Below are 25,615 nucleotides of genomic sequence, written 5' to 3'. Positions count from 1 at the left end.
TTCCTCCTTATTTCACAAATAAATTACTCATCTCTTTGTAAATAACTATTCTTTTTACCGCTTCTCCAAAAATCTTAGCAGTTGATAAAACAGTAAGTTTTTCAAAATATTCATCTTCTCTTAACTCAATTGTGTCTGTTACGACAACTTCTTTAATTACAGATTCCTTTAGTCTTTTTACCGCATAATCTGAAAATACCGCATGAGTCGCACAGCAATACACTTCTGTTGCACCGTTTTTAATTAACGCATCTGCTGCATTACAAACTGTTTTTCCTGTATTAATCATATCGTCAATCAAAATGACCTTTTTACCATATACATCTCCAATTAAATTTTCAACTTCAAATTCTCCATCTCCATTTTTTCTCTTTTCCACAATCGCAAGTGGCACTTCAAGCCATTTGGCAAAACCTCTTGCCCTTTTTAGTGAACCTATGTCAGGTGCCACAACAACGACATCTTCACTTTGAGAAAATCCTTTTTTTTCAAAATATTTTGCCAAAATCGGAAGCGGTTCCATATGATCCACTGGAATGTCAAAAAATCCCTGTACTTGTCTTGTATGTAGTTCCATCGTCACAATTCTTGTTGCTCCAGCGGCAACCAACAAATTTGAAATTAATTTTGCAGTGATTGGATCATGTGGATTTATCGTCCTATCTTGTCTCGCATATCCAAAATACGGAATAATCGCTATAATTTCTTTAGCAGATGCCCTTTTTAGCACATCTATAAAAATCAAAAGTTCCATCAAATTTTCATTCACTTTCCCTGCAGTCGACTGCACAACAAAAACTTTACTCCCTCTCACACTCTCAAGCGATTTTGTAAATATTTCCCCATCTGAAAATTTTTGAATCTTATTTTTTGAAAGCGGCAGTCCCACATAATCCGCTATTTTTTGCGCCAATTTTTTTGCCGAAGAACCAGCAAATATTTTTACATCATTTTCCTTAAATTTTTTAGCTTCCATCATCAAAACTCCTTTTATTTATCTTTTTTATAGACTCTCACATAATCAACTTTCATCTCTGTCGGAAAATCCACATCTCCATCGCTTCCAGTCTGATTTTCAAGCGCTACATTTATCATAATAAAATATGGCTGATTATAAGGATTTCTTCCTGCTTTTTTCTCCATTTCCTTCATAGTTCTCTTTTTATAAACTCTTCCATTAAATAGCCACTTTATCTCTTTAGAATCCCATTCGACAGCATAAGTGTTAAATTGCGTCAAATCTTCATTTTTTTTAATTTTTTCATCATTTTTATCAAACATTTCGTATCTATTTTCTGTTGTCTTTAAAACATGCGCTGTTCCAGTTACCCTCGACAAATCAGAACCATAAATCTCAAAAATATCAATTTCTCCATCTGCCAATTTATTTGTTCCTTGACTATACCATTCATACACATCCAAAAAGCATAAAGTCCCCACACCTTTAGGCATTGCTGCTCTCATTTCGATTTTTCCCTCTTGTACGGAAAATTTACCTTTAGTGTGAACCGCTCCAGAACTATATAATATTTTTCTCTGTTTTCCATCAATATTCACAGTTTTATTATTTTCTTTTTTCACTTCAATGATTAAATTTCCATCTTGCACTTTAACATTGTCCTTCAAATAATAATGTTTAACTTTAAATCCAGACTGATCCACCAAATTACCGTTTTCATCCAAATAATTTCCTGCATTCCAAGGAATGTTGTTATCTCCCCAGTAACTCCATTTAGATGTGTCCAAGCTATTTGAGTCGAATTCATCATTCCAAACTAGTTTCCAATTTTCATTTTTATCACTTTTTTTTCTATTCACTATTTTGCTCCAAAGTGATTTTTTTCCAGATTTTTCGTTTGATGATGTATTTTCATTCTCTTTTTTTCTTCTTTTTCCCAAAAGATTTTGCTCTTCTTTTCTATTTTCTTCGGTACTGCTAGAATTATTTTCACTAGTCAACTCTGATTTTTCTTGTGTCATTTCAATCAAATAATTTTTTTCTTCAAAAGTCTGCTGGGGCTTTGCACTTCCAATGACACTTAAACTTAAAAATCCTAACAAAATTAACATATTTGCTTTTTTCATTTATTTTTCTCCGTTCTAAATTATTTATTTAATTATAAACTATTTTTTTGAATTTTTGAATAGTTTTTTTAAATTTCGATAAAATAAAAATTCTAGTTTTACTCTTTAAAAAATTTCAATAAAAAAAGCTGAAAAACTCAGCTTAATATAAATTTTTACAACTCCCCATTTTCTTTCATCTCTTCCAAAAATCTGTCAATCCCCGACTGCCAACTTGGGATTTTTTCATCTAACAATTTTTCTACTTTACTAGAATCCAATTTTGAATAAGCCGGTCGTTTTGCAGGAAGATTGAAATCAGCCGTCTTAGCTCTCACTAACGTTCCATTCCAACCAATTTTTTTCAAAACATACTTTGCTTGATCGTATTTACTTGTGATTCCATCATTTGTAATGTGATATAAACCAAATTTTTCAGTTTGAATTAGTTTCCAGGAGAACTTAGCCAAATCCACCGAATACGTAGGAGCTGACACTTGATCATCCACAATATTCAATTCATTTCTTGATTTACTCCAATTTATAACTTGCTTATTAAAATTGTTATTTGCTATTCCAAATACCCATGAAGTTCGTATTACAAAAGATTTATCATATATTTTAAAAACTTCTTTTTCACCTTTAGCCTTTGATTTTCCATACTCTGATAATCCATTCGTTTCTTCTTCTTCCAAATACGGAGAACTTTTGTTTCCATCAAACACAAAATCCGTCGAATAAGTTACAAAGATTGCTCCTATTTCTTTAGAAATTTCAGCTAACTTTTTAGGAGCTTTAGCATTTAATAGCCAAACTTTCTCATTATTTTCTGCCTTATCCACATCATTATACGCCGCACAATTTATTACATGAGTAACTTCTCCATTTTCTTGAAAAAATATCTTTAATTTCTCATCATTTGTGATGTCCAATTCTTTAGAATCAGTTGCGATGTATTCAATATTTTTTCTATCAAATAATTTTTTGAAATCGTGTCCCAGTTGGCCGTTTGAGCCTGTTAGTAGTATTTTCATTATTAACCTCTCGATTTATAATTCTTCATAAATTTTTTCCAGTTTTCTTGCGGATTCCTTCCACTGAAATTTTTTAGACTGTTCTATCCCTTCTTCTATCATTTTTTTCCGGAATTCTTCATTTGATAAAATTTTATTGTATGCGTCTGTCATTTCCTCTTCTTTTAATGGATTTACTAATATTGCTGCTTTTCCAGCTACTTCTGGAAGTGAAGACACATTTGAAGTAACCACTGGTACACCGCAGGCCATAGCCTCCAATACAGGCATTCCAAAACCTTCATAAAGTGAAGGAAATACAAAAATTTCAGCCATTTTATATAATGGTATTTTATCTTCTTCTTCAATATATCCTGTCAAAATAATATTTTGTTTATTTTGATCTACTGATTTCATAATTTTTTCATATTTCCAACCTTTTCCACCAGCAATGACTAATTTTATATCCGATTTTGTTAAATTTCTATACTCTAAAAAAGAGTTTATTATTCTAACAATATTTTTTCTAGGCTCAATCGTTCCTAAATACAAAATATACTTTTTAGGTAACTTATATTTTCCTCTAATTTTTCGTAATTTATTTTCTTCAGTCTCTCGAGAATATTTTTCAAAATCAATCCCTGGATAAATTATTTTAATTTTCTCTTTTGGTACTTTCAAATGATCAACAATATCCTTTCTAGCACTTTCGGAAATTGTAATTATCAAATCTGACTTTTGAGCTCCATATTTATACTCTTTAAGTGTTTTTCTATCTCCCATTGTTTCAGGTGCAGAAATAAAGACAGTATCATAAATTGTATTTATCACTTTTCCTTTTATATTTTTTGGAATTGTAAAATTAAAAAAATGATAAATATCTGATTTCGTTCCAAAAATTAAATTATGACTAATATTTAATTTTTTAGTCAAAAAATTATATATTTTATATGGCATCAATTTATTTTCTTTAATTTCTATATCACAGTTAATTTCTTTTCTTGCATCATATTTATTCAAAAAATTGACAAATTCTGCTACATATTCATTTTTTCTTGATTTGTTTAATTCTCTTACAATATTATAAATATACCAACCTACTCCTGTCTTTTTTCCAATTGCCCATTGTAACTCTAATGATATTTTTTTCATTTTTTATCTCAACTTTCTTTTTTACTCTTTTCAATTAAGATTTTATTCAATTTTTTCATTCCAAAATATTCTTTTAAAAAAATAGGAATTCCTGAAAATACATTAATTTTTCTATTATTCTTTAATAAATTATTTTCAAATTCCAAAACTTTAATGCGTTCTATTTCTTCAATTTTTAAATCTAGTAATTTTTTTGAATTTTCAATATAAAATTTTATAATTTCTAAATACTTTGAATTAATATAAGCATTTCCTCTGTTTCTAGTTTCTTTTTTTATTTTTGATTTAAAATTAGAAAAATTTTTCAATAATTCTTCAAAATTTTCTTTTCTGTATTTAAAATTTACTCCTACCGGTTTACTATATGCTTCAATCATTGGAAAACTCAAATACAATTTCCCTTCTTCAGTTTCATTTGCAAAGAATTTACTTATTTCTTCAATTTCTTTTATTTTTTCACTTATTTTTTCAAGATCATCATACTCACTATCTAATTCCGAATGAATATCATAGTCAAAAAATAAATATATTCTTGATATTTGAGAACTTAAAAAATCTTCACTTATTTTACTCTTATATCTTGTTTTTATATAACTAGCCATCTCAATATATGGAGTTTTTTCATATTCTTTTTTCAGCAATTTATAAAATGCATAAACAGTTCCAACTTTTGTCCAAATAATTTCTCCACCAATATCAAACTTTTCATTTATATTTTGAATAACTGACTTATCAGGCGATTTTCCTTCAGTCAATATCAATATTTTTGAATTATTCATAATCAAATACCTCTGCACGATACATTTTTTCAATATTATGGTATTCTTCCAATTTTTGATTACTAATTTCTGATAATTGTTTTACATTTCCTTTATTATTTAAAATAAAATAACAGTCTGGTCTTAAAATTTCATTATCTATTAAGGCTGTTGAATGCGATGAAAGTCCCAGTTGTTTAATTTTATCACTTTTCAATAAATTTTCTAATATTGCTCTTGATAGTTTATAATGAAAATACGCATCAAATTCATCTATAAATAAAAAACTAACATTTTTTATTGTAACCTCCATCCAAAGAAATAATAATGCTAAAATTTTAGTTCCACTTGATGCAATCTCATAAAATCTCACTTTTTTTCCATTTTCAAATTCAACAAAAATTTCTTCATCATTTTGAACTAACTTTTGATTTATTTCAAATTTTTTTAAAAATTTTTCAAAATCCTTTACTTTATCCGCTTCTATTATGCTTTTCATTATATTTTGGCTACCATTTCTGTAACCCATATATGAATTTCCTTCTTGTAAAGAACGAATCCATAGCATATTATCCACAAAATTAAAAAACTTTTCCAAAATTCCATTTTTTATAAGTAAAGTATTTCCTTTTACATACTTTAATAACGAAATATTTTCAAAATCTTCTACAGAAAATTCGGTATTGAAGTTCTCAAAATTATTGACATACCTTTCTATTTTTAACTGAATAATATTTTTCTCTTTATTATACTCTAAACATAACTCGTTATTTATAAATAACTTTTCTTCGATTACAACTTCACTTTCAATTTTTTTATACTCATACTTAACCTCATCATCATTAAATTTAAAAGTATAACAAAACTCTGCACTTTTTAAATTTTTCAAATTGTAATTCAGATAGTTATTATAATCTTTCAATTTTTTATTTTTATCTGTTAAATGAATCACTATATCAAAAATTGCTAATCCAATATTAGATTTTCCACTAGCATTCTGACCTAACACTAATGACCGTGAAATAATTCCATTTTTTATTATTTCTTCATTGAAATTATATTCTCCAACATTTCCAAAATCCAATACTACATGTTCAAAATTTTTAAAATTTTGAACTTCCAATTTTTTTAGCATTTTATTATTTCCCCTTTCCTAAAAAAATTTATCATATAGCTTTTTATATTTTTCTAATATTTTATCATAAGAAAAGTTTTCTTCATAGTATTTTTTAAAATTATAAGTTGGAATTTCCCCATAATACTTTTTTATTTTATTTTCTAAATCTTCAACATTATTTTTCACTAAAAAATTTTTATTTATTATAATTTCTGGTATAGCACAAATATCCGAAGCAAAAACTGGCTTATCATAAAGATAACCTTCAATTATCGGCAACCCAAATCCTTCTCCATATTTTGCCAAAACTGTTATTAAATTAGCTGTTTCATAAAAGTTCCTAACTTTTTCATCTGAAACATAACCTAACAATTCAATGTTTTTTAAATGCTTTTGCTTTATTTCTTCTCTATATTTTTTTAACAAAGGTCCTTTTCCAGCTACTTTAATATCATAATTTGGATTCCTTTTTGCCAATTCTATTAATAACTCGATATTCGCTCTCTCTTCAATGCTACGAACAGTAAAAATTTTAAGTTTATCATCTTCCCAATTCATTTTTTCATCAACTTTTTTCACTTTTTCAAAAGGGGTAGTTATATAAATTATTTTATAATTACTCCCGTAATATAAAGATTTTTCCTTTGAAAATTTAGAAATAAAATGAATTAATTTGGATTTTTTATACACTTTTTTTTCAATAATTCTAAATAAATTTTTTAATTTATGATTTAATTCATTCGCCTGATAATAAAGTCCGTCATTTACCGTAAAAATATCCGTTTTTCTAAATAAGAAAAAGCTCATAAGATAATTATGAGAATGTATAATATATTTTTTATTATTAAATTTTTTCCTAATTAATGCGTTTAAATAAAAAAATCTAAATTTATTTTTTTTAATTCCAATACAATTTATTCCATGCCAATCAAATTTAATACTTTCATCATCAAAAAAAATATAGTATTTTTCTACATTTTCTTTTAGAGACTGAGCTTGAAATAAAATTTCATTTTCAACACCTCTTTTAAATTTCAAAGGATTATTAAACCCAAAATATATTACACATTTTTCTTTTTTCATACTTTAAACCTTTCAAAACTATTTTATACTTTTTCCCATTCTCCAGTATTTTTATTGTAAACTTTTATTACTTTTGCAGGATTTCCAGCAACAATACTATTTTTAGGAACATTTTTTGTTACAACAGAATTTGCACCTAAAATAGCATTTTCTCCTATTTCTACCCCAGATAAAATTGATACATTTTCTCCAATCCAGACATTATTTTCTATTTTCACTGGCTTAGTATAAATCTTTCTTCCCTTCACTATTTCTTGTGGATTAGACTGATCTTTGCCAGAATAGTTTCCATGATTCAAATCAGTTATATAAACTTTACTCGCAATAAGTACATTATCTCCTATTATTAAAGATTCTGCACACGAAAAATGTACATAATCATTTATCTGAACATTATCTCCTATTTCTAAATTAGGTACTTTTCCATCAAATTTATATGCTTCTATTCTGCATCCTGTCCCAGTCGTAAAATTTTTCCCGTATTTTATATACTTTTTCCCCCTTATATCAAAAGGAAACCGTATCAATCTAGCCTTTGGAAAAAATATTTTCGTTTTAATAACATTCATTCCAAGTTTCCAAATCTCATAAAATGACTTTTCCATATCATCTCCGTATTATTTTTTTAATATTATCTCAAAAAGTTCTTTCCAGTTATTACAATAAGGCTCTTCAATATTTTTCTCACTATTTCCATCAAATTTAATATTTTCTCCTTTAATGACTAACTCCATTTTCTCTGCCAACTCTCTAGATGAATTCGGATCAAAGAAAAACACATTTTCATAATCTCCTAAAGTTTCATGCGCATAAGGTAAATTAGCTAAAATTATTTTTTTTCTTAATTCCTTTGCTTCTGTAATTGGCAATCCCCAAGTCTCAATTTTAGAAGGAAATACTACCGTTTCCACTTTATTATAATATCTCCTGAACCTCCCACTTCTTGCGTCGCAGGGTTCTTGGGTAGTAGTTGCTTTTTTTAGCCAACTAAATTTACCAAGCTATCCCCATAGTTCCTACGGTTCATATATTCTTATTTAAGCACTTATTTCTAATATCCTTAGTCCTTCTTTTAATATGTTTTTTGCTGCATTTATATCCCTATTATGTACAGCTCCACAGAATGTACAAGTCCATTCTCTTACGCTTAAATTCTTTACTTTTTCGTTCTTATATCCACAACAGTTACATATTTGACTACTTGCAAAAAACTTATCTACTCTTACTATTGTTCTTCCATACCACTTCGCTTTATATTCCAGTATTCTACTAAATTCACTCCATGATACATCTAGTATATTTCTTGCTAATTTATGGTTTCTTACCATATTTTTTACTTGTAAATCTTCCATACAAATAATATCATATTTTCTTATTAGCTCTGTCGATAATTTCTGCAAAAAGTCTTTTCTTTGATTTGTTACTTTTTCATAGCATTTTGCCACTTTTATCCTAACCTTATTTCTATTTGAACTGCCCTTTGGTTTTCGTGACAGTTCTCTTTGTAATATTGCTAGTTTATTCAAAGATTTCTGTAAATATTTTGGATTTTCTATTAAGGTTTCATCACTGGTAATCGCAAAGTCCTTTATACCTAAATCTATTCCAACATTCTTATTTGTGCTCTCTAGTTTTTTTACTTCTACATCTTTACAACATAGAGACACATAATATTTTCCACTAGGTGCTTGTGTTATTGTTGCATTTATTATTCTTCCTTGTGGCTTCATCTTATCTCTTATTTTTAGTTTTCCTAACTTAGGTACTTTTATCCATTTACCTAAAAACTCTATATTATTATTAGTATAACTAGTTCTGTATGATTTTCTATTATCTTTCTTAGATTTAAACTTTGGATAACCCTTTCCACTAAAAAAGTTCTTATAGGCTACATCTAAATCTTTTAAAGAATTTTGTAAAGAAAATTTGTCCACATCTTTTAACCATTTATTTTCTTCTTTTAAAACTGTTAGCGCTTTACTACACTCACTATATGACATAGATTTTTTCTCTTTGTTATACAATTCCTGTTTTAAACCTAAAAAATGATTATAGATGTATCTTACACAACCAAAAGTACAATTTAACTTTTCTATTTGAGTTTTAGTTGGATAAAATCTGAACTTGTATGCTTTTTCCATTTGATTTCACCTCCATTTACTTATACCTAAGTATACTATTTTTTATACTGTAAGTAAATGAAAAAGTAAAATTTTTCTAAATATATGAACCTAAAAACCGACTTAGTCGTTTTAGAGATTGTCGTTCACATAAGTACGCTACCACTTATGCAGTTCTCTTATGAACTTCTTAATATTTCTATTAAGCACAGACTATATCTTATCCCACAGCTCTACCTGTTTGGGTCTACCCACTTCCACGAAGCTTTTCGTGTACTTCCCTCAGGAGGAATAGTCGTTGAACCTTACCTTCCGGTCTTGGCTGCTGATTGCCCATTATCTTAACACTTAGGGTTTAACCTTATGTCATCTAGTATATTTTTTCTGCTTTCACAACGTTCACACTTGCCTCTCTCCTTAATTTGTTAAGGTGGAGTTGCTATGTTGTAGTTATACTAGCTTTAGGGGTTCCCAGCAATTCGAGTAGTATTGGATAGCTTTTTTAAGTCGCTATCTCTACATACATATTTCTATATATGCTGACTATACTTAATGGTCTAACTCACTTCTTACGTCACAAGTGTACAACCATATTTTTAATCAAATTTACTCTTGGCTGTAGCCCTATAAACTTAACACATCCCAATTGGTTATATTTCTTGGCAATCTCTTTTGAATAAAGATTTTCACTCCCGTCTATCGTCAAATAAACCTTAAAATTTTTGATTCCTTTATTTTCCAATATTTTAGTGGCTTCACAAATCACTTCAAAATTTTTAAAAACTCGTGGAAAACTGGGATAAAGAAAACTATTTTTCTCAATCTTTATATTTTTATTTATTTTCAAATTACCTAAATTAACTTCTGGATGTGCCACAATAACATTTTTTATTTTAAAAGCTTTTTTAAATTTCTCTCGTATCCAATCCTGTTGTACAATAACATAATTATTTTTTTTTATATTTATTTTATAGATATACTTATAAAATTTTGAAAAAAGAAATAATTTAAATGATTTTTTTCTCTCTTCTTTTGTCATATTATAAAACATCATTGGATTATGACAATATACCACTCTTTTATCTGCTGTTATATTTGGTGTCATATCGTGTAAAGAAAACCATAGATATGGCTTAAATTTTTTTGACAACTTTTTAAAATAAATGTACTCATAGTATATTCTTTTAAGATAACTTTTTTTAGAATCCTTGAATTCAATAAATCTTATCCTAGAATCAAATTCAGAAAAAGTTCTTTATTATGCACAAGAGCTATTATTTCATAATCCTTTAAAAGATATTCTTCCACGCATCTAAGACATTCCTTGTAAATTGTTAAAGGACCGCCTTCGCTGAAATTGATAGCGGATATTATTATTGTTTTTTTATTCATATTCCCCTCATTTTTAATTTTTAATAAATTTATACAATCATTTTCTAGTAGACTTTTTTCTGTAATAAAATCTTTTTTCCAAAAAATTATAAGATAATACTGATAAAATAAAATGTAATACCGCCATAATTATCCATATTAAAAACCAATATTTTACAGTATATTCATCTTCTAATTTTAAAAATCTTATTAATAAATATGTTCCTCCAAGTATTGGAAAATTCCATAAATAAATTCCATAAGAAATTTTCCCTAAATATTTTATAAATCTTGTATTACAAAAATTATTAACCCATTCAAAATTATAAAGTATGTATAACAAAGGAGGATAAATAATAAAATCAAAAAATATGTATAAATTGCTTACGAATACATTTGTATTACTTATAAAATTAGAATAATTTTCAAAATGAAAGAAAATATATCCAAATGATATAATAATTATAACTAAGGATATACAAATTAAAAATATCTTTACTTGTTTTTTTAATTCATCCATTTTATTGATCAAAAAATACAATATGATTCCCTCAAAAAATGCTATATATCCTCTTGCAGTACTTAAAGTCAGAAAAGGAAATTGCCAACCTGTTTCAAAAATTATAATTCCTAGTACAATAGGAAAAATAAAAATAATTTTATTAGAAAAATGAATATAAATATAACTAATTCCATAGGCTAAAACATAACAGACTAATAAGACGTTTATATACCAAATTGGACCATTTAATGATAAATTATTATTAATAACATGACTTCCTGAAAATAAAAAATCATATACCAAAGATATTATATTTATATTATTTCCACAAAATGTTGACCAACATTTTATATCATTAATTCTTGTAATAAATGCTAAAATATAACAAATAAAAGAGGTTAACACTACTAATGGCATAATTCTAATAAATTTTTTAAAAATAAAATCATCAAAAGTATATTCCTTTTTTATAATTCTAGGAATGTATACATAAGCAAATAAAAATCCTGATATTATAAAAAATAATTCCACCGACATATATCCTATTGGTCCACGTAATAAGAATAAAAATATTCTTGATGATAAAATAGAACTTTTTATATTTATTCCTAAAAATTGAATAAAGTGATAATTCCAATGTAAAAAAAATGCAATTATACACGCACTGATTATTTTTAATAAATTTAAAAAATTTAGATTACTTTGATTCATTTATTCTTGTATGATAATATATATTTATATAAAATACCATACACTCCTTTCTATGATATTTCTTCTAATATTACTAAAATTTTGAATCACTATTTCTTCATTTATTCCTAGATAACAAAATTTTAAAAAAGTATATTTAATATAATAACTACAATATTTAATAAAATTTCATTCTTTAAAATTCCTTCTTCTTTTATCTATTGTTTTTTAATTATATAAACTTTAACTTTAATTCCATGTTATATAACCCTATTTTTTAAATACAAATAATTTAGAAAAGATATAATTTAATACAATCACAATAATATTAGAGATAATTTTTATTCCAACACTAAACATCTCTTGGTGTGAATGAGAAATATATTTTGCTACAAAAAAGTCTACTCCAACTACAACAAAAATTTGATCTATAATAGCTGTTATTCCTCTTGCCAGAATAAATTGAATAAATTCTTTTATTGCTTGTTTTCCCTTGCTTTTACTTTCAAAAACCCATATTCTATTAGTAAAATATTGGAATAATATACAAATAATAGTGTCTAATATATTACCTGCTCCTGTTGGTAATTTCCATATATTTACAAATAAATGAAATAACACTATATTTAAAACTGTCGCTAATACTCCAAAAACGAGATATAAAAATGTTTCTTTGTTTGCTAATTTTTTTATTAAATCCATATTTCACCAACTTATTTTTTATCTACAGATCTATAAATATAATCTTTTGAATTTAACGAATTTTGCAAAATATGATGTAGATATCTTATTACAATACTTAAAATAAAAAATATTCCAAAAAATCCTAGACTCAACACTATAAATAACGAGGCCCATCCTTCTACTGTTTCCTTTACAATTCTCGTAATTAAACTATAAACAACTCCTAATCCAAATAATCCAAAAAATCCAAAAGCTAATCTTTGAGTAAACAGCATAATTGCATCTGTATAGTAAATTAAAGTATCAAACATCAACATTAAATTTTCTGAAAATCCTCTATTATTTTTATAATTCATGTCTACCACTATAGAAGAACTTCTCAATCCTGAAACTACATAAGCAACATTCCTATTAATAACTCTTTTTCCTACTTCAGCTACTTTATTTTGACCTCTTCTTGATGACAAAGTCATAACAGATGAACTAATATCTTCGTTAAAAGAATTTTTAAAATATTTATTTAAAATTTTGTAAAATATTTTTGAAGATTTTCTTGATTTTTTTGGTGTTAAAAATACAAAATCATATCCTTCTTGACTTTTTTTGTATATTTCTATTATTTTATTATAATCTATATCAAATGAAATATCTTCTATTTCAACAATATAATCACCTATCGCTATTGCCGTTCCCGCATTTAAAGCCTGTTGTGTTCTATGTTTTATTGGTAATTTTATTTCTGTATGTTTAAAGTTTAAAAATTTTAATGACTCTAAAGGATTTATTTTAGTAGTATTATCTACTACTACAATTTCATTGTTTTTAAAATTACTGTCCAAAACTTCTTTAATCTCTTTTATTTTTTTTTCTACTTGATTATTATCATCATTTATAACTAAAACAACTGATATATAATTTTGTTCTAAATTTTTTATCATCTTTTCCTCCACATCACTAAATTTAACCTGTAATATTTATTGTAATTTTTGATCCAGCTTTTTTATCAATTCTTTTAAATATTTTTTTGCCTTATCTTTTAATTCAGAATGTCTTAACCCAAATTCCACATTCGCTACAAACATTCCAAATTTATTTCCAGTATCATATCTCAACCCATCGTAATTATACGCATACAATTTCCCTCCATCATTTTTCATATTCAAAATCGCATCCGTTATTTGAATTTCTCCACCTTTTCCTGGTTTCGTATTTCTCAAATATTCAAAAATTTCTGGTTCCAATACATATCTCCCTAATGCCGCTAATCTACTAGGCGCTTCTTCCAGTGACGGTTTTTCTACAAAATTCCCCACCTCAACCGTTCTTTCATCAATTTTTCTTAAAGGTTTCACAATCCCATATTTATCTACATCTTTTTCTGGTACCTCTTGCACTCCCAAAATATTTCCACCATTTAATTTAACATATTTATCAATTAATTGTTTTGCAGCTGGTTTCTCTCCTTTGCTCTCGTCAGTGTAAATGACATCATCTCCTAATACTACTACAAATGGTTCATCCCCTACAAAAGCTTCCGCACATCCAATTGCATGTCCCAATCCTAATGGTTTTTTCTGTCTTACATAATAAATATTCGCCAATTTTGAAATATTATCTACTACTTTCAGTAATTCTAATTTCCCTTTTTCTTCTAACGTTTTTTCCAACTCAAAGGAATAATCAAAATGATTTTCAATCGAACTCTTATTTCTTCCTGTAACAATAAGAATTTCTTCTATTCCAGAAATAATCAACTCTTCCACCAAATATTGTAATGCTGGCTTATCTACAATAACTAACATTTCCTTTGGTTGAGCTTTCGTTGCCGGTAATACTCTTGTCCCTAATCCTGCCGCAGGTATCACTGCCTTTCTTATTCTTTTCATAAAATCTCCTTTTTTATTTAAATAATATTATATAAATCTAAGACTTTATTGTTTACTTTTCTATAAAATTTCATCTAAATCGTACATCGTATTTATTTTTCCAGAAAATATCGTATAAAAATCCGGATTTTGAGAATATTGTTTTATAATTGTCGGTCTTGAATCATCTATCTCAGAAGCAACTAAAATAGGTTTTATAGTAAATAATGATTTAACATATTTTATTTCTATATCTTCATTTAAATATTTTTTTGCAATTTGAACCATTTCTTCAAATGCTGTTTCTGGAAAAATTCCGCAATGAATACAACCTTTTGAATGTTCAGGATGTTTTTGCTTTTTTACATCTCCACAACAATCGTATGGTGGTAAATTTTCATAATTTGTAAAATGTGGTGTTCTTGAAACAGTTGTTATAGAATGATAACCTGTTAAACCAAATGGCATCAATGAGAAAAAAGGCCCATCCATAACTGTCAATCCAACATTTTTAATATTATCTGAAACTTCACACAAAATTACTTCACAAAATTCATATTTTATTGGTAAATATTCAAATCCTAATAAATCATGGATTATATTGATTCCCGCATAGGTTGCATTTAAAACAAACGGTGCCGAATATATTTCCCCATTTGAAGTTTTAAATACATATTCTTTCTCTTCTTTCTTTATTTCTACTATCTTCGTTTCAAATTTAAAATTACATCCTGATCTTACTAATTCTTTATACAGCATTTTCCCAATTATCTTAGCATCAAATGAATATTCCTGTGTCAAGAATGCCTTATCAATAGTGTTTTCATTAAAGAATTTCCCTTTAGGAATTTCATCACATCTTACATTTAAATTATCACAAAATTTCTGAAATTGTTCTCCATTTGCCCAACTATAGTCAGATGCTACTGCATAAACTTTTTCAAATTTATCATTGATACCTTCTTTGAAATCATTATAAAATCTATTAAAATATTTTTCTGATTTTGATGCTGTAGAATAAGACCTTGGGTAGTGATAACCATTATGCAGCCTAGCTTGATTTATATAAGAACCTCTATTGAATGGCTCTTTTTCTACTTCTATTATCAATATTTTTTCATTAGGATTTTTTTCTAAACTTCGTTTTGCAGCATACATACCATATATTCCTGCTCCTATTATAATTTTGTCATAAATTTGTTCCATTTTTTCTCCTTTTTCTTTTTTCTATTTTTTATTAAAAATAAAAAATTTTGAAAAAATATAATTAAGTACAACTACTCCCATATTAAAAATTTGAATCAATCATAATTGTTAAAATTTACTTACATACTCTCATACTCTCTAATACCAATAATACTAATTGAAAAAATTTTTGCTAGTAATTTCTCTGTATTTTATTTTGTAAAATATTAAAATACAAATCATCATTTCTAGTTATTATTCTATTCTATGCAACTGTATATCTTCAACAGCAAAAGAAAATTTATTTCTATTCCGTACTGTGAATTCAACTTTATGAGCTTTTTCTTTTAATTCAAATTCTATAACTACTGTCTTTTCATTACTTGAAATACTTGTTATATAATTATTGGGCACTTCTGCTTCTTTTAACACACTGAATTCTCCTATAGCTCCTTTAGGAAATTCACATGTGAACTCAACCCTATACTTTCCTATCGGTAAATCAATATATGGTCCATATAAAACTCCATTAGTAGGAATTTTAACTGTACCTTTTTCCCAAAATGCACCATCACCATAAAATTGTAAGCCTAATAAACTTTCTGTTAATTTAGGCAACAATTTATTATTTTTAAGTTTTAATACACTAAAAGTTCCAAAATCTAATTTTGTTACATATTCTATATTTTTTTGTTTAAACTTTTTACTTAATTTATTTGGATAGATAATATAATCAATTTTTGACAAATTATAGTATGGCACATTATTTATTAATGATTTCAGTTGTTTTTTAGATAAATCTACACCATTATTTTCTTGTTCTCCAACATATGATGCTTCATAAACTGCATAGACATTTGGTGCATACATATAAGTATCTAGTATTCTTTGATAATCGTTAAGAGATTCGTTTATAATTAAAAAATTTTTATCTAAATTTTTATTTATGTATTTATTTATTTCTATCACTTCTAATGCTTGACTTTTAGATATATGTGTTCTATTATTGACATTAATAATTTCTCTACTGTTTACAATTTCTAATCCTAAAAATATAATAAAGAAAAGCATTCCTATTATTAAATTACTCTTACTGTTATTTCTGTAAAATACTATAATTACTGTAGTTAAAAATATAATCATAGCACATTTTATAAAATTAATTTTATTATAAGCAATAACATAAACCCAATTTAAAACAGAATGATCTAGACCACTATCATTTTTAGGAGATTTAAAGAAAATTATAGTTAAAATGACTAAAATTAAGACAATTACTATATGAAATAGATTTTTTTTTATATTTTTACATTTTTCTTCTTTTTTTTCAATAATACTATAAAATAATACAATAAATGGTATGTATAAATAACCGAAATATCTTAAATGTGTTCTTGGAATTTCATCTCCAAAATTTTCTATAAAAGACCAAGTATAAGTTACTATACCTATACTAGATATAGCTAAAAAAACTAAAAGATAAAATAAATTTTTTTGCTTATCATTCAATGAATTATAATTCAATATTGGAATAATAATCGGTACAAATAAAATTGAAATCATTATATTTGCAAAATATATGAAGCAAGCATATAAAACATACCTAATTCCTCCTTTTACAGCAAAAACATTTTGAATTTGGCTTCCATATGTATTTTCCATTCCCTTGAAAATCGTATTTTGTACTAAAAAGAATAATATTCCAAATGTTATAGTTATTATTGAAAATTGTATAATTTCTTCTTTAGAATTTTTTATTCCATTATTTATCATTTTTATAAGTATAATTAATAACCAAGCTATTAAAAAAACAATACTAATTTCTTTAGTCATATATAAAGCATAAGTAAATATTCCTACTGATATACTATAAAATTTATTTTTAGTTTTATAAAATAATCCATCATATAAAACTATGCCCCATAAAGCTAAAGGAATAAATAGATTCTCGCTCATAAAGGTTTGCGAAAAATTTAAATCAGAAAAAAAACAATACAATATTAAACATAATAAAAGATTAAAATTATTCTTTATTATCCTTTTCCCTAATATATAAATTGGAAAAATACCAGAAGTAACTAGAATAGAATTTATTAATGCTATTGCTGATAATTGTCTAAATTTATCAGAAATCCAAAATGCTGGAATAAGAAATATATCGTATAAAATTTTTTGATCTGTATAAGGAATATTATAAAGAAATAATCCTTTTCCGTTAGCAAAATTTCGTGCAAAACCATAATATCTTAACTCATCGTAATAAACATATAATACTTTAATATGATTACTTAGTAAAAAATAAATCCCTGTGCTAATTATAAACAAAATAATTCCATATATTTTGAGTTGTTTTTCAGTTATTGATATTTTTTTTAACATTTCAATCCTTTCTTATGTCAAATTTTTAATAAATTCAACTGCTTTAGCAACATTTAAAGTTACAATATCATTACTACTTTTATTATTTATATGTTCTTCAAAACTCTTCAATGAAATACATATATTATTTTTTTCATCATATACTTTGCTTTCTATTATTTTATTATTATAACCATTTTCTGATTCTTTATGTTTTACAATAGATACCGTCGGAATGCCTAACATATCAAAAATTATGTTTCCATATTCACATATAAAGATTATTTTCCTTTCCTTTTTTTCTTCTAATAAACTACAATTGATTATACCTTTTATTTCTTCTATTTTAAATTCTAATGATCCAATTTCAACTATTCCCTGAAAATTTTTCTTTTTAGATATAATATTAGTAATCTTTATTTCTGAATCAAATATATATGATATAGCTGAGAGCATATGTACACCTAAAACCTCAAATACATTATCATTCTGATAAAATTTCCCAAATTGTTTGATGTTACCTTCACAATATAACACTTTTCCTAAAACTGATATCTTTTTTTTGATTTCATTTATTGAAGGAGAAACTGTATATATATAATCTGTAAATAATGTCAGATTATTTTTTTTTGCTAGATTTAAAAGTTCCATTGATTCTTCTAACTTCTTAGACAACGGTTTTTCACAAAAAACATGTTTTCCGTGTTCAAGTAATAATTTTACAGTTGAATAATGTTCATCAATAGGGTTACACACAAAAGCACATTCTATCGATTTATCTGTTAATATTTCTGTCATTTCCAGTTTATCTTCTAATAACGGATCATAAATACCTGATAATTTAAAAAAACTACTTTCTTTTATATATCTTTCTAATATTTTTCCCCAATATCCATAACCTATCAATACACATTTCATTATTTTTTACTCCTTTGGATCATATTCTTTTCTAAACATTTTCCATAAAATTTTTATTAAATCAATATTCCCTTTTATAGGACTAATTTTAGTTGGAATTTTTCCTTTAGCTGGATACTGTCTAAGAACCGGAACTTCTGTAACTTTATAACCTAATTGCGGAATTTTTACTGTAAGATAATGAATAAGAGCATAAGTAGGAAATGTGCCATATCTAAACGGCTGTATTCTTTTATCTTTAAATACTTCTATATTGTGCGCCCTAAATCCATTAGTTGTATCAGTATATTTAAATCCAGATAATGTATTTACTACTGGAACATGAATTAACTTTATTGCCACTTCTCTTAACTTAGGAGTATTTATAGCCATCCCTCCCTTAACATAACGTGATCCTTGTATCAACGAATAACCTTTATCTAGTGCTTCAGCCATTTTAAAAATTCCATCAATTCCATCTTTTCCATTCCCATCAATTGTTATTGTTCCTTTGTATCCATTTTCCAATGCATAGTAATAACCTAACATAAGCTGATCACTCATATGCCCAGGTGATTTTCTTATTACAAGCGCTGAAATCCCATATTTTTTAAGCATTTCTATATCTGCACTCCCGTCTGTGCTTCCTCCATCACATATAATAATATCAGCTACTGCATTTACTCTTAATTCTTTCATTTTTTTTAATTGATTTATAAATTTTTTTCCTTCATTTAATACTGGTATACATATTAAATATTTATTTTTTTTCTCTGTTATTCTATAAAGTTCATGTTTAGGTAATATTATTCTTTTATCTTTTATTTCCATGTATTCTTTTTGCATACTTTACCTCTTTCTATTTAACAATTATCGTCATAGATTTTATATTAACATCTTCATTAGAGTTATTTTCTATAATAGTTTCAAAATCCTGAATAAAATCATTTACTTCAATTTCACCAATAAATTGATTAACTTCCTTTTTTATAACTTTATAACCCATTGCAATTTTTTTATTCTTTTTATTTTTATATGTTATATATAAGGATACTGTATCTTTATCTAAATTTTCTCCTTTTATAATAATTTGATAATGATTAGGTCTTAATTCTATATACGGACCATACATTATACTGTGAGATTTTACAATTCCATTATTTAATTCTTTAGAATCACTTGTTGTAAATATATTATTTAAAGGAATAACATAAGTATTATGTTTTTTAGCTTTCACCTTCTTATTTTCTAAAATATTCTTTAATTCATCTCCTTTATAATATAAATCAAATTTATTATTCTTATTATTTTTTATATCTAATTTATAAATATTATTATCAAGCATAAATGATTCCTTACTTTCACTTACTAAACTTAATTCTTCTCTGTCCGAAAAAATGTTTTGCTCTACAAATTCTTCTGTATAATTTACATTATACCCATTTAAAATCATAAGATATATTGCTGGTGGAATTTGTCCATCTGTTATAAAATTTAAAGATATTTTTTCTTTCTTAGATTCTTTTATCATTTGCAATAATTGATATTTATTTTCTATTACTTCAAATGTTTTATCTGATTTTTCTATTCTTCTGTATCCTAAATTAATATCACAAATTGCATAAATTGATATACCCATTATCAAAGCTAAATATATTTTAGTATTTAATATAAATAACATATATACTGCTATTATAACCAGCAATAAAATAACCATATAAAACTTTTCAGGAGTATCAAATACATAATTAGGAGAAAATGACATTAAAGTTGTTATATTTACATCTACCATTTTAGAATTAACATCATTACTTTCTATTAATAAAAAGAAAACACTATGAACTAATGTAATTGTAATAGCTTGATATATATTACTCATATCTATTTTTTTCTTTATAATCAACACAATAATAAATAGTATAATCACTGAAGTAAAATGATCTGTATATCTTCCATAAATGTAAAAATTATCTGTACCTGTAAAATCCTTCGCAAAAAAAAGAGCTCCGATAATTGACGAAAATATAATCCCTATTACAGAAAATATTCCTACTATAGTATATTTTAGATTTTGAGTGTTATTTTCTTTCCATAATTTAATTAACAATACCAAAGCTAAAGCAAAAATTCCAAAACTCGTAATATTAATATAAAACAAATATGAAAATATAGCTCTTAGTATTGACATTATTGTATTTACATCTGTTATAACATTTAACCTATTATTTACTGTGTCTGAAAAAGTATTTATAAGTGAACCTTTTTGACTAACAAAAAACCATACTTGTAACTTTCCTTTTATAATCTTATCAATAAAAAATGTCAATAAAAATCCGATTAAATAAAAAGAAATACTTAAAATACTTCTTTTTTTAGATATAAAAAAATATAGATATATAATAATTATAACTGGAATTAGAACTATCATTCTACCATGTATAGTATAACTATAAGCCAACAATACTCCTAATAAAAAACTTTTTATTTTTCTATTTTTTTCTTCATAAATTAATTTTAATAATATAAATAATATAATCCAAGTTATTAATCTAATCCATGTTTCATTCCAACCATATTGAGCCATAGAAAAAGTGCCTGGATATATTCCAAGAAAAAAACTAATTAACAATTTTATTTTTCTATTATAAATTTCAAAAAAATCTTCTAGTATTATATATGAAATACATGGTATAAAAGATAATAATATCGAATTTACAAGAATTATACCTCTATAGATTGTAATAGGATTTTTAATTAATGCAAATAAAGGATAATAAAATATTGCTCCTCCCCAACCGTAATATAATTTACTTGCTAAATACCATTGATTCCCAGAAATTTTAGCTGGAATTGCCAAAACATTAATTTCATCAGGATTTATGGCTAATATTTTTACATTTAAAGAAATGATAAAGTTAAATACTAAAAATATTAATATAATTCCTATACAATCTTTTATTTTAGTATGTATAGATTTCATAACCTTTTTCTTCCTCTCTTTTTTTAAAATAATATATCACTTATTTTATTTTTATACTTTTCCCTATCAAAAATTTTATCATAATATTTTTTTATTTTTTCAGAAGTTTCATCATAAAAATATTTATCTTTAACTAATTTATTTATATATTCGGCAAATTCCTTTGGATCTTCTGTGACAAGACATCCACACTCCGTTTTATCTGGTAATCCATCTACTCCTCTTTCAGTACAAACAACCGGAATTCCTTTCTCCATAGATTCAACTACTTTTATCTTTATTCCAGTTCCTCTAAACATTGGACATATTGATACTTTAATATTTTCAAATACTTCCTCTAAATCAGGTACATATTGAATTATATCTACATTAGAATATGATCTGTTTATATTATTTGTAGCTGATCCAACTAATAAAATTTTCAAATTCTTATCAAGATAAGAATAAACTTCTTCTAAAAACCAATTTAGTCCTTCTACATTAAAAGGATTGTTAAAACCTATAAAAAATATATCCCATTTTTTCTCATTTGATAAATTTAAAGCATATCTTTTATTATTTGAAAAATGTGGAATAAAATACATTTTCTTTTCCAATAATTTTTCATAAAAAATTTTTTCATCATTCGAAACACAAAGAAATTCATCAAAATTCTTTAATCTTTCTAACTCTTCATCCATTAATTTTCCTAAAGTTAATTTCTTATTAACTTTCTTATCCCATAAATACTGTTGTAGAAACATACTATCTATCATGTAATAAATTTTTTTATAATTTACTCTATTTTTAGTTTTTATAATTAAATTAGCTAAATAAGAATAAGTTATAATAACAATATCATATTTATTCTCATAAGTAACTTTATCAAAAAAATCTTGTATTTCCTGATTAGTCCAATCTTGTAAATGATTTTCATTTTTAAATTTTATTTTATTTTTTATTTTTCTAACAATTGATAATCTAGAATTTTTTTTACTTTTTCCAAAATCATATAGGTATAATTTATTAACTAATCCTTCACTATTTTGTTCATTAAAATTAGAAAAGTTTGAATCAGGAGTGAAACCTTCGTATGCAAATACATCTACATCATAATTTATTTCTTTAAATATTTTTAATAATTGATATATATTCATATTAGTCCCATGTAATCCTTGTAAAAAATTATGAGGATATACTACTAATATTTTTTTATTATTCATTATAACATCTCCTCGTTTAATATTTTTCAATAATTCCGTCTTTTCTTATATTTGCATACCAATTTTCATTTTTTACTATCATGGAATAAACTTTATCAGATACTTCATTCCAAGTTAAAGACTTTATATTTTTAGATTTAGGTACTTTATCTGTATTTCTATTTTCTTCAAAAAATCGAATTTTATTTTCTAAATCTTCTTCATTTCTATTAAAGAAAATAGCATTTTCATTAGAAATTTCATGAAAAACAGGTATATCAGAACAAATTATTGGTAATTCATAGTATCCTGCTTCAATTAACGGTAAACCAAATCCTTCACCTGCTGAAGCTTGGATTAAAACATCTGAATTTTTATATGCAAAAGCGAGCTCTGAATCTGAAGCACCTTCAATAAATAAGAGCTTATTTTTAAATTCCTTGGACTTTTTTATCTCTTCAACAAATTCTTCCATTTTCCATCCTACATGGCCTATTATACATAATTTCCCTTCAAAATCATTTTCCCACATCTTTTTAAATGTATTGTAAACTAGCTTGTGTCCTTTTCTAGGTTCAATTGTACCAACCATCAGATAAATATTTCTATCATCTCCCATAAACTGAGATAACTCATATCCAATTTCTAAATTTTTATTTTCTTTAAAAGTATCTTGTCCTAAATGAAAATATCCTATTTTTAAATCTTCTTTTATTTTACCTGAACATTTTTTTTCATAATATTCTATAACATCATTTGCAACAGTTTTTGAGTCCGTTAAAATTCCTGTATAATTATTTAATAATTCATCTATATATTTTTTAAAATCATGACTTGTTTTATTTTCAAAATATTCAGGAAACTGTAACGGTAGTATATCGTATATTACTGCATAACAATTTATTCCCTTCTCCCTTAATCTGTTTGCATATGGATGTTCATTCGGAACCTGTAATCCTCTAATTTGGAATTCAGGCATAAAAAAAATATCATTTTCCATTAATATTACTTTTTCTTTAGTTTTTGTATAATCATCCATTGATATTAGTTCAAATTGTGTTTTTTCATCAGAATCTTGACTTACAACAACTGGTAGCACAATACACTTTTCTCTCATCGAATCAAATAATTTTTTACAAACCCTTCCTATTCCAGTACTATATTTATTTTTCAGCCATTCATGAACAACTGTCATATCATAAAGTATTCTCTTATTTCCTTGTATTACATTATCATTTTTGTTATCCTGTAATATTATTAAAGTATCTGTTATCTTCTGAATTTCTTTTTCATCAAATGAAAGTTTATTTTTAGCAAAAAGTAACGAAATATTTTCTAACATTTTTTCTGTAATAACTAATCTTTCATAATTATCTTTATTACTCTTTTTTCTATTAAATTTTGTTTCTATTGCATTTAAAGTCTTAATTGTAACTTTTTTCCAAGTATAACTTTTTGCATACTCAATTGAATTTTTTGCAATATCTAAAGTCTGAACTGGATTATCAAATACATATTTTATCCCTTTCATAATTTTTTTTGGAGATTTTACATCTACCAAAGTAGCATGATTTTTTGCAATTTCTACTAAACTTGAATTATCAGAAGTTACTACTCTCGTACCACACGCCATTGCCTCAAGCACTGGTAATCCAAATCCTTCATAAAGAGATGGAAATACTAGTAATTCTGTCATATTATATAATTGTATTAAATCTTCATTTGAAACATAACCTGTATAACAAATTTCATTTTCAACTCTGTATTTTTCAGATACTTTTATAAAATGTTTTTTTGTCTGTTCTGCCATTTTTCCAGTTACTACAAGTTGATATTTATTTCTTAAGTCCAATGGTAATAAAGAATATGCTTCTATTAATCCCTCTATATTCTTTTTAAAATCAATTCCTCCAGCAAATAAGATAAAAGGTTTCTTTATATTAAATTTTTCCTTTATTTTTTTGAATTCTATTTTCTCCAATTTTTTAAATTCCTGGTTAATTCCAGCATGTATTACAACTATTTTTTCCTCATCTATCCCCAAAAGTCTGACAGCATCATTCTTAGCAGACTCAGAAATCGCTAATAATAGATCTAATTTTTTTATAAATTCAATTGATTTTTCATAATTATCTTTATAAACTGGATCAAATAAACATTGTTCTGGAAAAATCATAGGTATTAAATCGTATAAAATCCCTACAGTGTACACATTCTTAAACCATTCTGCTTTATAAAAATTTCCATATTCATTTGGGCTAGTAAATAACATTATATCTATTTTACTCTGTTCTAAAAAGTGTTTTACTGATTTTTCTATAATTTCTTCTGTTAAATCATTATCAAAAAGTTGTTTTTCCCCTACATCTATAATTTTAGGCCCCGTATAATACTGATACAAAAAGCTGTGTTGATTTATAACAGGATCTCCAAGATAATCCCCATATAAATTTAGAAAGTGATATTTCATATCTTTCCCATTTTTTAAAATTTCAGAAATAAGTTCTCTAGAATACATTCCTATTCCTCTGTATTTTGAACCAGAAAAAAAGGGCTTTAAATCAATTCCTATGTTCACTTTAAAACTCCTTTCTA

The 25,615-nt window shown here is 25.5% G+C and carries 21 protein-coding genes and 1 pseudogene; all 22 read right to left on the bottom strand.

From position 1 onward, the window contains the following. Window positions 1–7: 7 nt before the first annotated feature. The 22 genes and pseudogenes from AB8B22_RS00300 to AB8B22_RS00195 all read right to left on the bottom strand — a co-directional run bounded on the left by AB8B22_RS00300 (window position 8) and on the right by AB8B22_RS00195 (window position 25,598). On the bottom strand, window positions 8–979 hold the full coding sequence (locus AB8B22_RS00300; RefSeq protein ID WP_314081725.1) for a ribose-phosphate diphosphokinase: 972 nt from the start codon (window positions 977–979) through the stop codon (window positions 8–10). Window positions 980–990: 11 nt separating this feature from the next. Further along, on the bottom strand, window positions 991–2,085 hold the full coding sequence (locus tag AB8B22_RS00295; protein WP_369711136.1) for a glycoside hydrolase family 16 protein: 1,095 nt from the start codon (window positions 2,083–2,085) through the stop codon (window positions 991–993). A 155-nt stretch (window positions 2,086–2,240) separates the two neighbouring features. After that, a complete protein-coding gene (rfbD, locus tag AB8B22_RS00290) occupies window positions 2,241–3,098 on the bottom strand; it encodes a dTDP-4-dehydrorhamnose reductase (protein WP_369711135.1) in 858 nt (285 codons plus the stop codon). A 15-nt stretch (window positions 3,099–3,113) separates the two neighbouring features. Further along, window positions 3,114–4,229, bottom strand: a complete 1,116-nt coding sequence (locus AB8B22_RS00285; RefSeq protein WP_369711134.1) for a glycosyltransferase family 4 protein — start codon at window positions 4,227–4,229, stop codon at window positions 3,114–3,116. Between the two features lie 8 nt (window positions 4,230–4,237). Continuing rightward, entirely contained in the window at window positions 4,238–5,008 is a 771-nt protein-coding gene (locus AB8B22_RS00280; RefSeq protein ID WP_369711133.1) for a hypothetical protein, read from the bottom strand. Further along, window positions 5,001–6,122 carry an ATP-binding protein gene (locus tag AB8B22_RS00275; RefSeq protein WP_369711132.1) on the bottom strand — a complete coding sequence of 374 codons (1,122 nt, stop codon included), beginning with the start codon at window positions 6,120–6,122 and terminating at the stop codon, window positions 5,001–5,003. Before AB8B22_RS00275 ends, AB8B22_RS00280 begins: the two co-directional genes overlap by 8 nt. Before the next feature lie 18 nt (window positions 6,123–6,140). Then, complete coding sequence (locus tag AB8B22_RS00270) at window positions 6,141–7,187, bottom strand: glycosyltransferase family 4 protein (RefSeq protein ID WP_369711131.1); 1,047 nt, start codon at window positions 7,185–7,187, stop codon at window positions 6,141–6,143. Window positions 7,188–7,210: 23 nt separating this feature from the next. Next, window positions 7,211–7,792, bottom strand: a complete 582-nt coding sequence (locus AB8B22_RS00265) for a DapH/DapD/GlmU-related protein (protein ID WP_369711130.1) — start codon at window positions 7,790–7,792, stop codon at window positions 7,211–7,213. A gap of 12 nt (window positions 7,793–7,804) precedes the next feature. Continuing rightward, window positions 7,805–8,104 (bottom strand): annotated as a pseudogene (locus tag AB8B22_RS00260) (glycosyltransferase); the annotation flags it as partial. 120 nt (window positions 8,105–8,224) lie between these two features. Next, on the bottom strand, window positions 8,225–9,328 hold the full coding sequence (gene tnpB, locus AB8B22_RS00255; RefSeq protein ID WP_369711128.1) for an IS200/IS605 family element RNA-guided endonuclease TnpB: 1,104 nt from the start codon (window positions 9,326–9,328) through the stop codon (window positions 8,225–8,227). Between the two features lie 553 nt (window positions 9,329–9,881). Next, window positions 9,882–10,457, bottom strand: coding sequence for a hypothetical protein (locus AB8B22_RS00250; RefSeq protein WP_369711127.1), 576 nt, complete (start codon window positions 10,455–10,457; stop codon window positions 9,882–9,884). 279 nt (window positions 10,458–10,736) lie between these two features. After that, window positions 10,737–11,891 carry an acyltransferase family protein gene (locus AB8B22_RS00245; protein ID WP_369711126.1) on the bottom strand — a complete coding sequence of 385 codons (1,155 nt, stop codon included), beginning with the start codon at window positions 11,889–11,891 and terminating at the stop codon, window positions 10,737–10,739. A 249-nt stretch (window positions 11,892–12,140) separates the two neighbouring features. After that, window positions 12,141–12,572 (bottom strand): GtrA family protein, encoded by a 432-nt coding sequence (locus AB8B22_RS00240; RefSeq protein ID WP_369711125.1) that lies wholly within the window; start codon window positions 12,570–12,572, stop codon window positions 12,141–12,143. An 11-nt stretch (window positions 12,573–12,583) separates the two neighbouring features. Then, window positions 12,584–13,492 (bottom strand): glycosyl transferase family 2, encoded by a 909-nt coding sequence (locus tag AB8B22_RS00235; protein ID WP_369711124.1) that lies wholly within the window; start codon window positions 13,490–13,492, stop codon window positions 12,584–12,586. 36 nt (window positions 13,493–13,528) lie between these two features. Further along, the gene (gene galU / locus AB8B22_RS00230) at window positions 13,529–14,440 is read right to left on the bottom strand and encodes a UTP--glucose-1-phosphate uridylyltransferase GalU (protein ID WP_369711123.1); all 912 of its coding nucleotides are present in this window, start codon (window positions 14,438–14,440) and stop codon (window positions 13,529–13,531) included. A gap of 60 nt (window positions 14,441–14,500) precedes the next feature. After that, window positions 14,501–15,625, bottom strand: a complete 1,125-nt coding sequence (locus AB8B22_RS00225; protein WP_369711122.1) for an FAD-dependent oxidoreductase — start codon at window positions 15,623–15,625, stop codon at window positions 14,501–14,503. A gap of 234 nt (window positions 15,626–15,859) precedes the next feature. After that, window positions 15,860–17,983 (bottom strand): hypothetical protein, encoded by a 2,124-nt coding sequence (locus AB8B22_RS00220; RefSeq protein WP_369711121.1) that lies wholly within the window; start codon window positions 17,981–17,983, stop codon window positions 15,860–15,862. A gap of 12 nt (window positions 17,984–17,995) precedes the next feature. Then, window positions 17,996–18,880 carry a Gfo/Idh/MocA family protein gene (locus tag AB8B22_RS00215; RefSeq protein ID WP_369711120.1) on the bottom strand — a complete coding sequence of 295 codons (885 nt, stop codon included), beginning with the start codon at window positions 18,878–18,880 and terminating at the stop codon, window positions 17,996–17,998. A 6-nt stretch (window positions 18,881–18,886) separates the two neighbouring features. Next, window positions 18,887–19,705 carry a glycosyltransferase family 2 protein gene (locus AB8B22_RS00210; RefSeq protein WP_369711119.1) on the bottom strand — a complete coding sequence of 273 codons (819 nt, stop codon included), beginning with the start codon at window positions 19,703–19,705 and terminating at the stop codon, window positions 18,887–18,889. A 13-nt stretch (window positions 19,706–19,718) separates the two neighbouring features. Next, complete coding sequence (locus AB8B22_RS00205; protein ID WP_369711118.1) at window positions 19,719–21,839, bottom strand: hypothetical protein; 2,121 nt, start codon at window positions 21,837–21,839, stop codon at window positions 19,719–19,721. A 23-nt stretch (window positions 21,840–21,862) separates the two neighbouring features. Further along, window positions 21,863–23,041 carry a glycosyltransferase gene (locus tag AB8B22_RS00200; protein ID WP_369711117.1) on the bottom strand — a complete coding sequence of 393 codons (1,179 nt, stop codon included), beginning with the start codon at window positions 23,039–23,041 and terminating at the stop codon, window positions 21,863–21,865. Between the two features lie 16 nt (window positions 23,042–23,057). Further along, complete coding sequence (locus AB8B22_RS00195; protein WP_369711116.1) at window positions 23,058–25,598, bottom strand: glycosyltransferase family 4 protein; 2,541 nt, start codon at window positions 25,596–25,598, stop codon at window positions 23,058–23,060. Window positions 25,599–25,615 lie beyond the last annotated feature (17 nt).

Origin of the sequence: Leptotrichia rugosa, from assembly GCF_041200005.1 — a bacterium.
In the GTDB taxonomy this organism is placed as follows: domain Bacteria; phylum Fusobacteriota; class Fusobacteriia; order Fusobacteriales; family Leptotrichiaceae; genus Leptotrichia; species Leptotrichia rugosa.
This window is presented reverse-complemented; position numbering and strand designations above follow the sequence as displayed.

Excerpts from the sequence above, each read along its gene's own strand:
- AB8B22_RS00300 (WP_314081725.1), bottom strand. The coding sequence starts at position 979 with ATGATGGAAGCTAAAAAATTTAAGGAAAATGATGTAAAAATATTTGCT.
- AB8B22_RS00295 (WP_369711136.1), bottom strand. The coding sequence starts at position 2,085 with ATGAAAAAAGCAAATATGTTAATTTTGTTAGGATTTTTAAGTTTAAGT.
- rfbD (WP_369711135.1), bottom strand. The coding sequence starts at position 3,098 with ATGAAAATACTACTAACAGGCTCAAACGGCCAACTGGGACACGATTTC.
- AB8B22_RS00285 (WP_369711134.1), bottom strand. The coding sequence starts at position 4,229 with ATGAAAAAAATATCATTAGAGTTACAATGGGCAATTGGAAAAAAGACA.
- AB8B22_RS00280 (WP_369711133.1), bottom strand. The coding sequence starts at position 5,008 with ATGAATAATTCAAAAATATTGATATTGACTGAAGGAAAATCGCCTGAT.
- AB8B22_RS00275 (WP_369711132.1), bottom strand. The coding sequence starts at position 6,122 with ATGCTAAAAAAATTGGAAGTTCAAAATTTTAAAAATTTTGAACATGTA.
- AB8B22_RS00270 (WP_369711131.1), bottom strand. The coding sequence starts at position 7,187 with ATGAAAAAAGAAAAATGTGTAATATATTTTGGGTTTAATAATCCTTTG.
- AB8B22_RS00265 (WP_369711130.1), bottom strand. The coding sequence starts at position 7,792 with ATGGAAAAGTCATTTTATGAGATTTGGAAACTTGGAATGAATGTTATT.
- tnpB (WP_369711128.1), bottom strand. The coding sequence starts at position 9,328 with ATGGAAAAAGCATACAAGTTCAGATTTTATCCAACTAAAACTCAAATA.
- AB8B22_RS00245 (WP_369711126.1), bottom strand. The coding sequence starts at position 11,891 with ATGAATCAAAGTAATCTAAATTTTTTAAATTTATTAAAAATAATCAGT.
- AB8B22_RS00240 (WP_369711125.1), bottom strand. The coding sequence starts at position 12,572 with ATGGATTTAATAAAAAAATTAGCAAACAAAGAAACATTTTTATATCTC.
- AB8B22_RS00235 (WP_369711124.1), bottom strand. The coding sequence starts at position 13,492 with ATGATAAAAAATTTAGAACAAAATTATATATCAGTTGTTTTAGTTATA.
- galU (WP_369711123.1), bottom strand. The coding sequence starts at position 14,440 with ATGAAAAGAATAAGAAAGGCAGTGATACCTGCGGCAGGATTAGGGACA.
- AB8B22_RS00225 (WP_369711122.1), bottom strand. The coding sequence starts at position 15,625 with ATGGAACAAATTTATGACAAAATTATAATAGGAGCAGGAATATATGGT.
- AB8B22_RS00220 (WP_369711121.1), bottom strand. The coding sequence starts at position 17,983 with ATGTTAAAAAAAATATCAATAACTGAAAAACAACTCAAAATATATGGA.
- AB8B22_RS00215 (WP_369711120.1), bottom strand. The coding sequence starts at position 18,880 with ATGAAATGTGTATTGATAGGTTATGGATATTGGGGAAAAATATTAGAA.
- AB8B22_RS00210 (WP_369711119.1), bottom strand. The coding sequence starts at position 19,705 with ATGCAAAAAGAATACATGGAAATAAAAGATAAAAGAATAATATTACCT.
- AB8B22_RS00205 (WP_369711118.1), bottom strand. The coding sequence starts at position 21,839 with ATGAAATCTATACATACTAAAATAAAAGATTGTATAGGAATTATATTA.
- AB8B22_RS00200 (WP_369711117.1), bottom strand. The coding sequence starts at position 23,041 with ATGAATAATAAAAAAATATTAGTAGTATATCCTCATAATTTTTTACAA.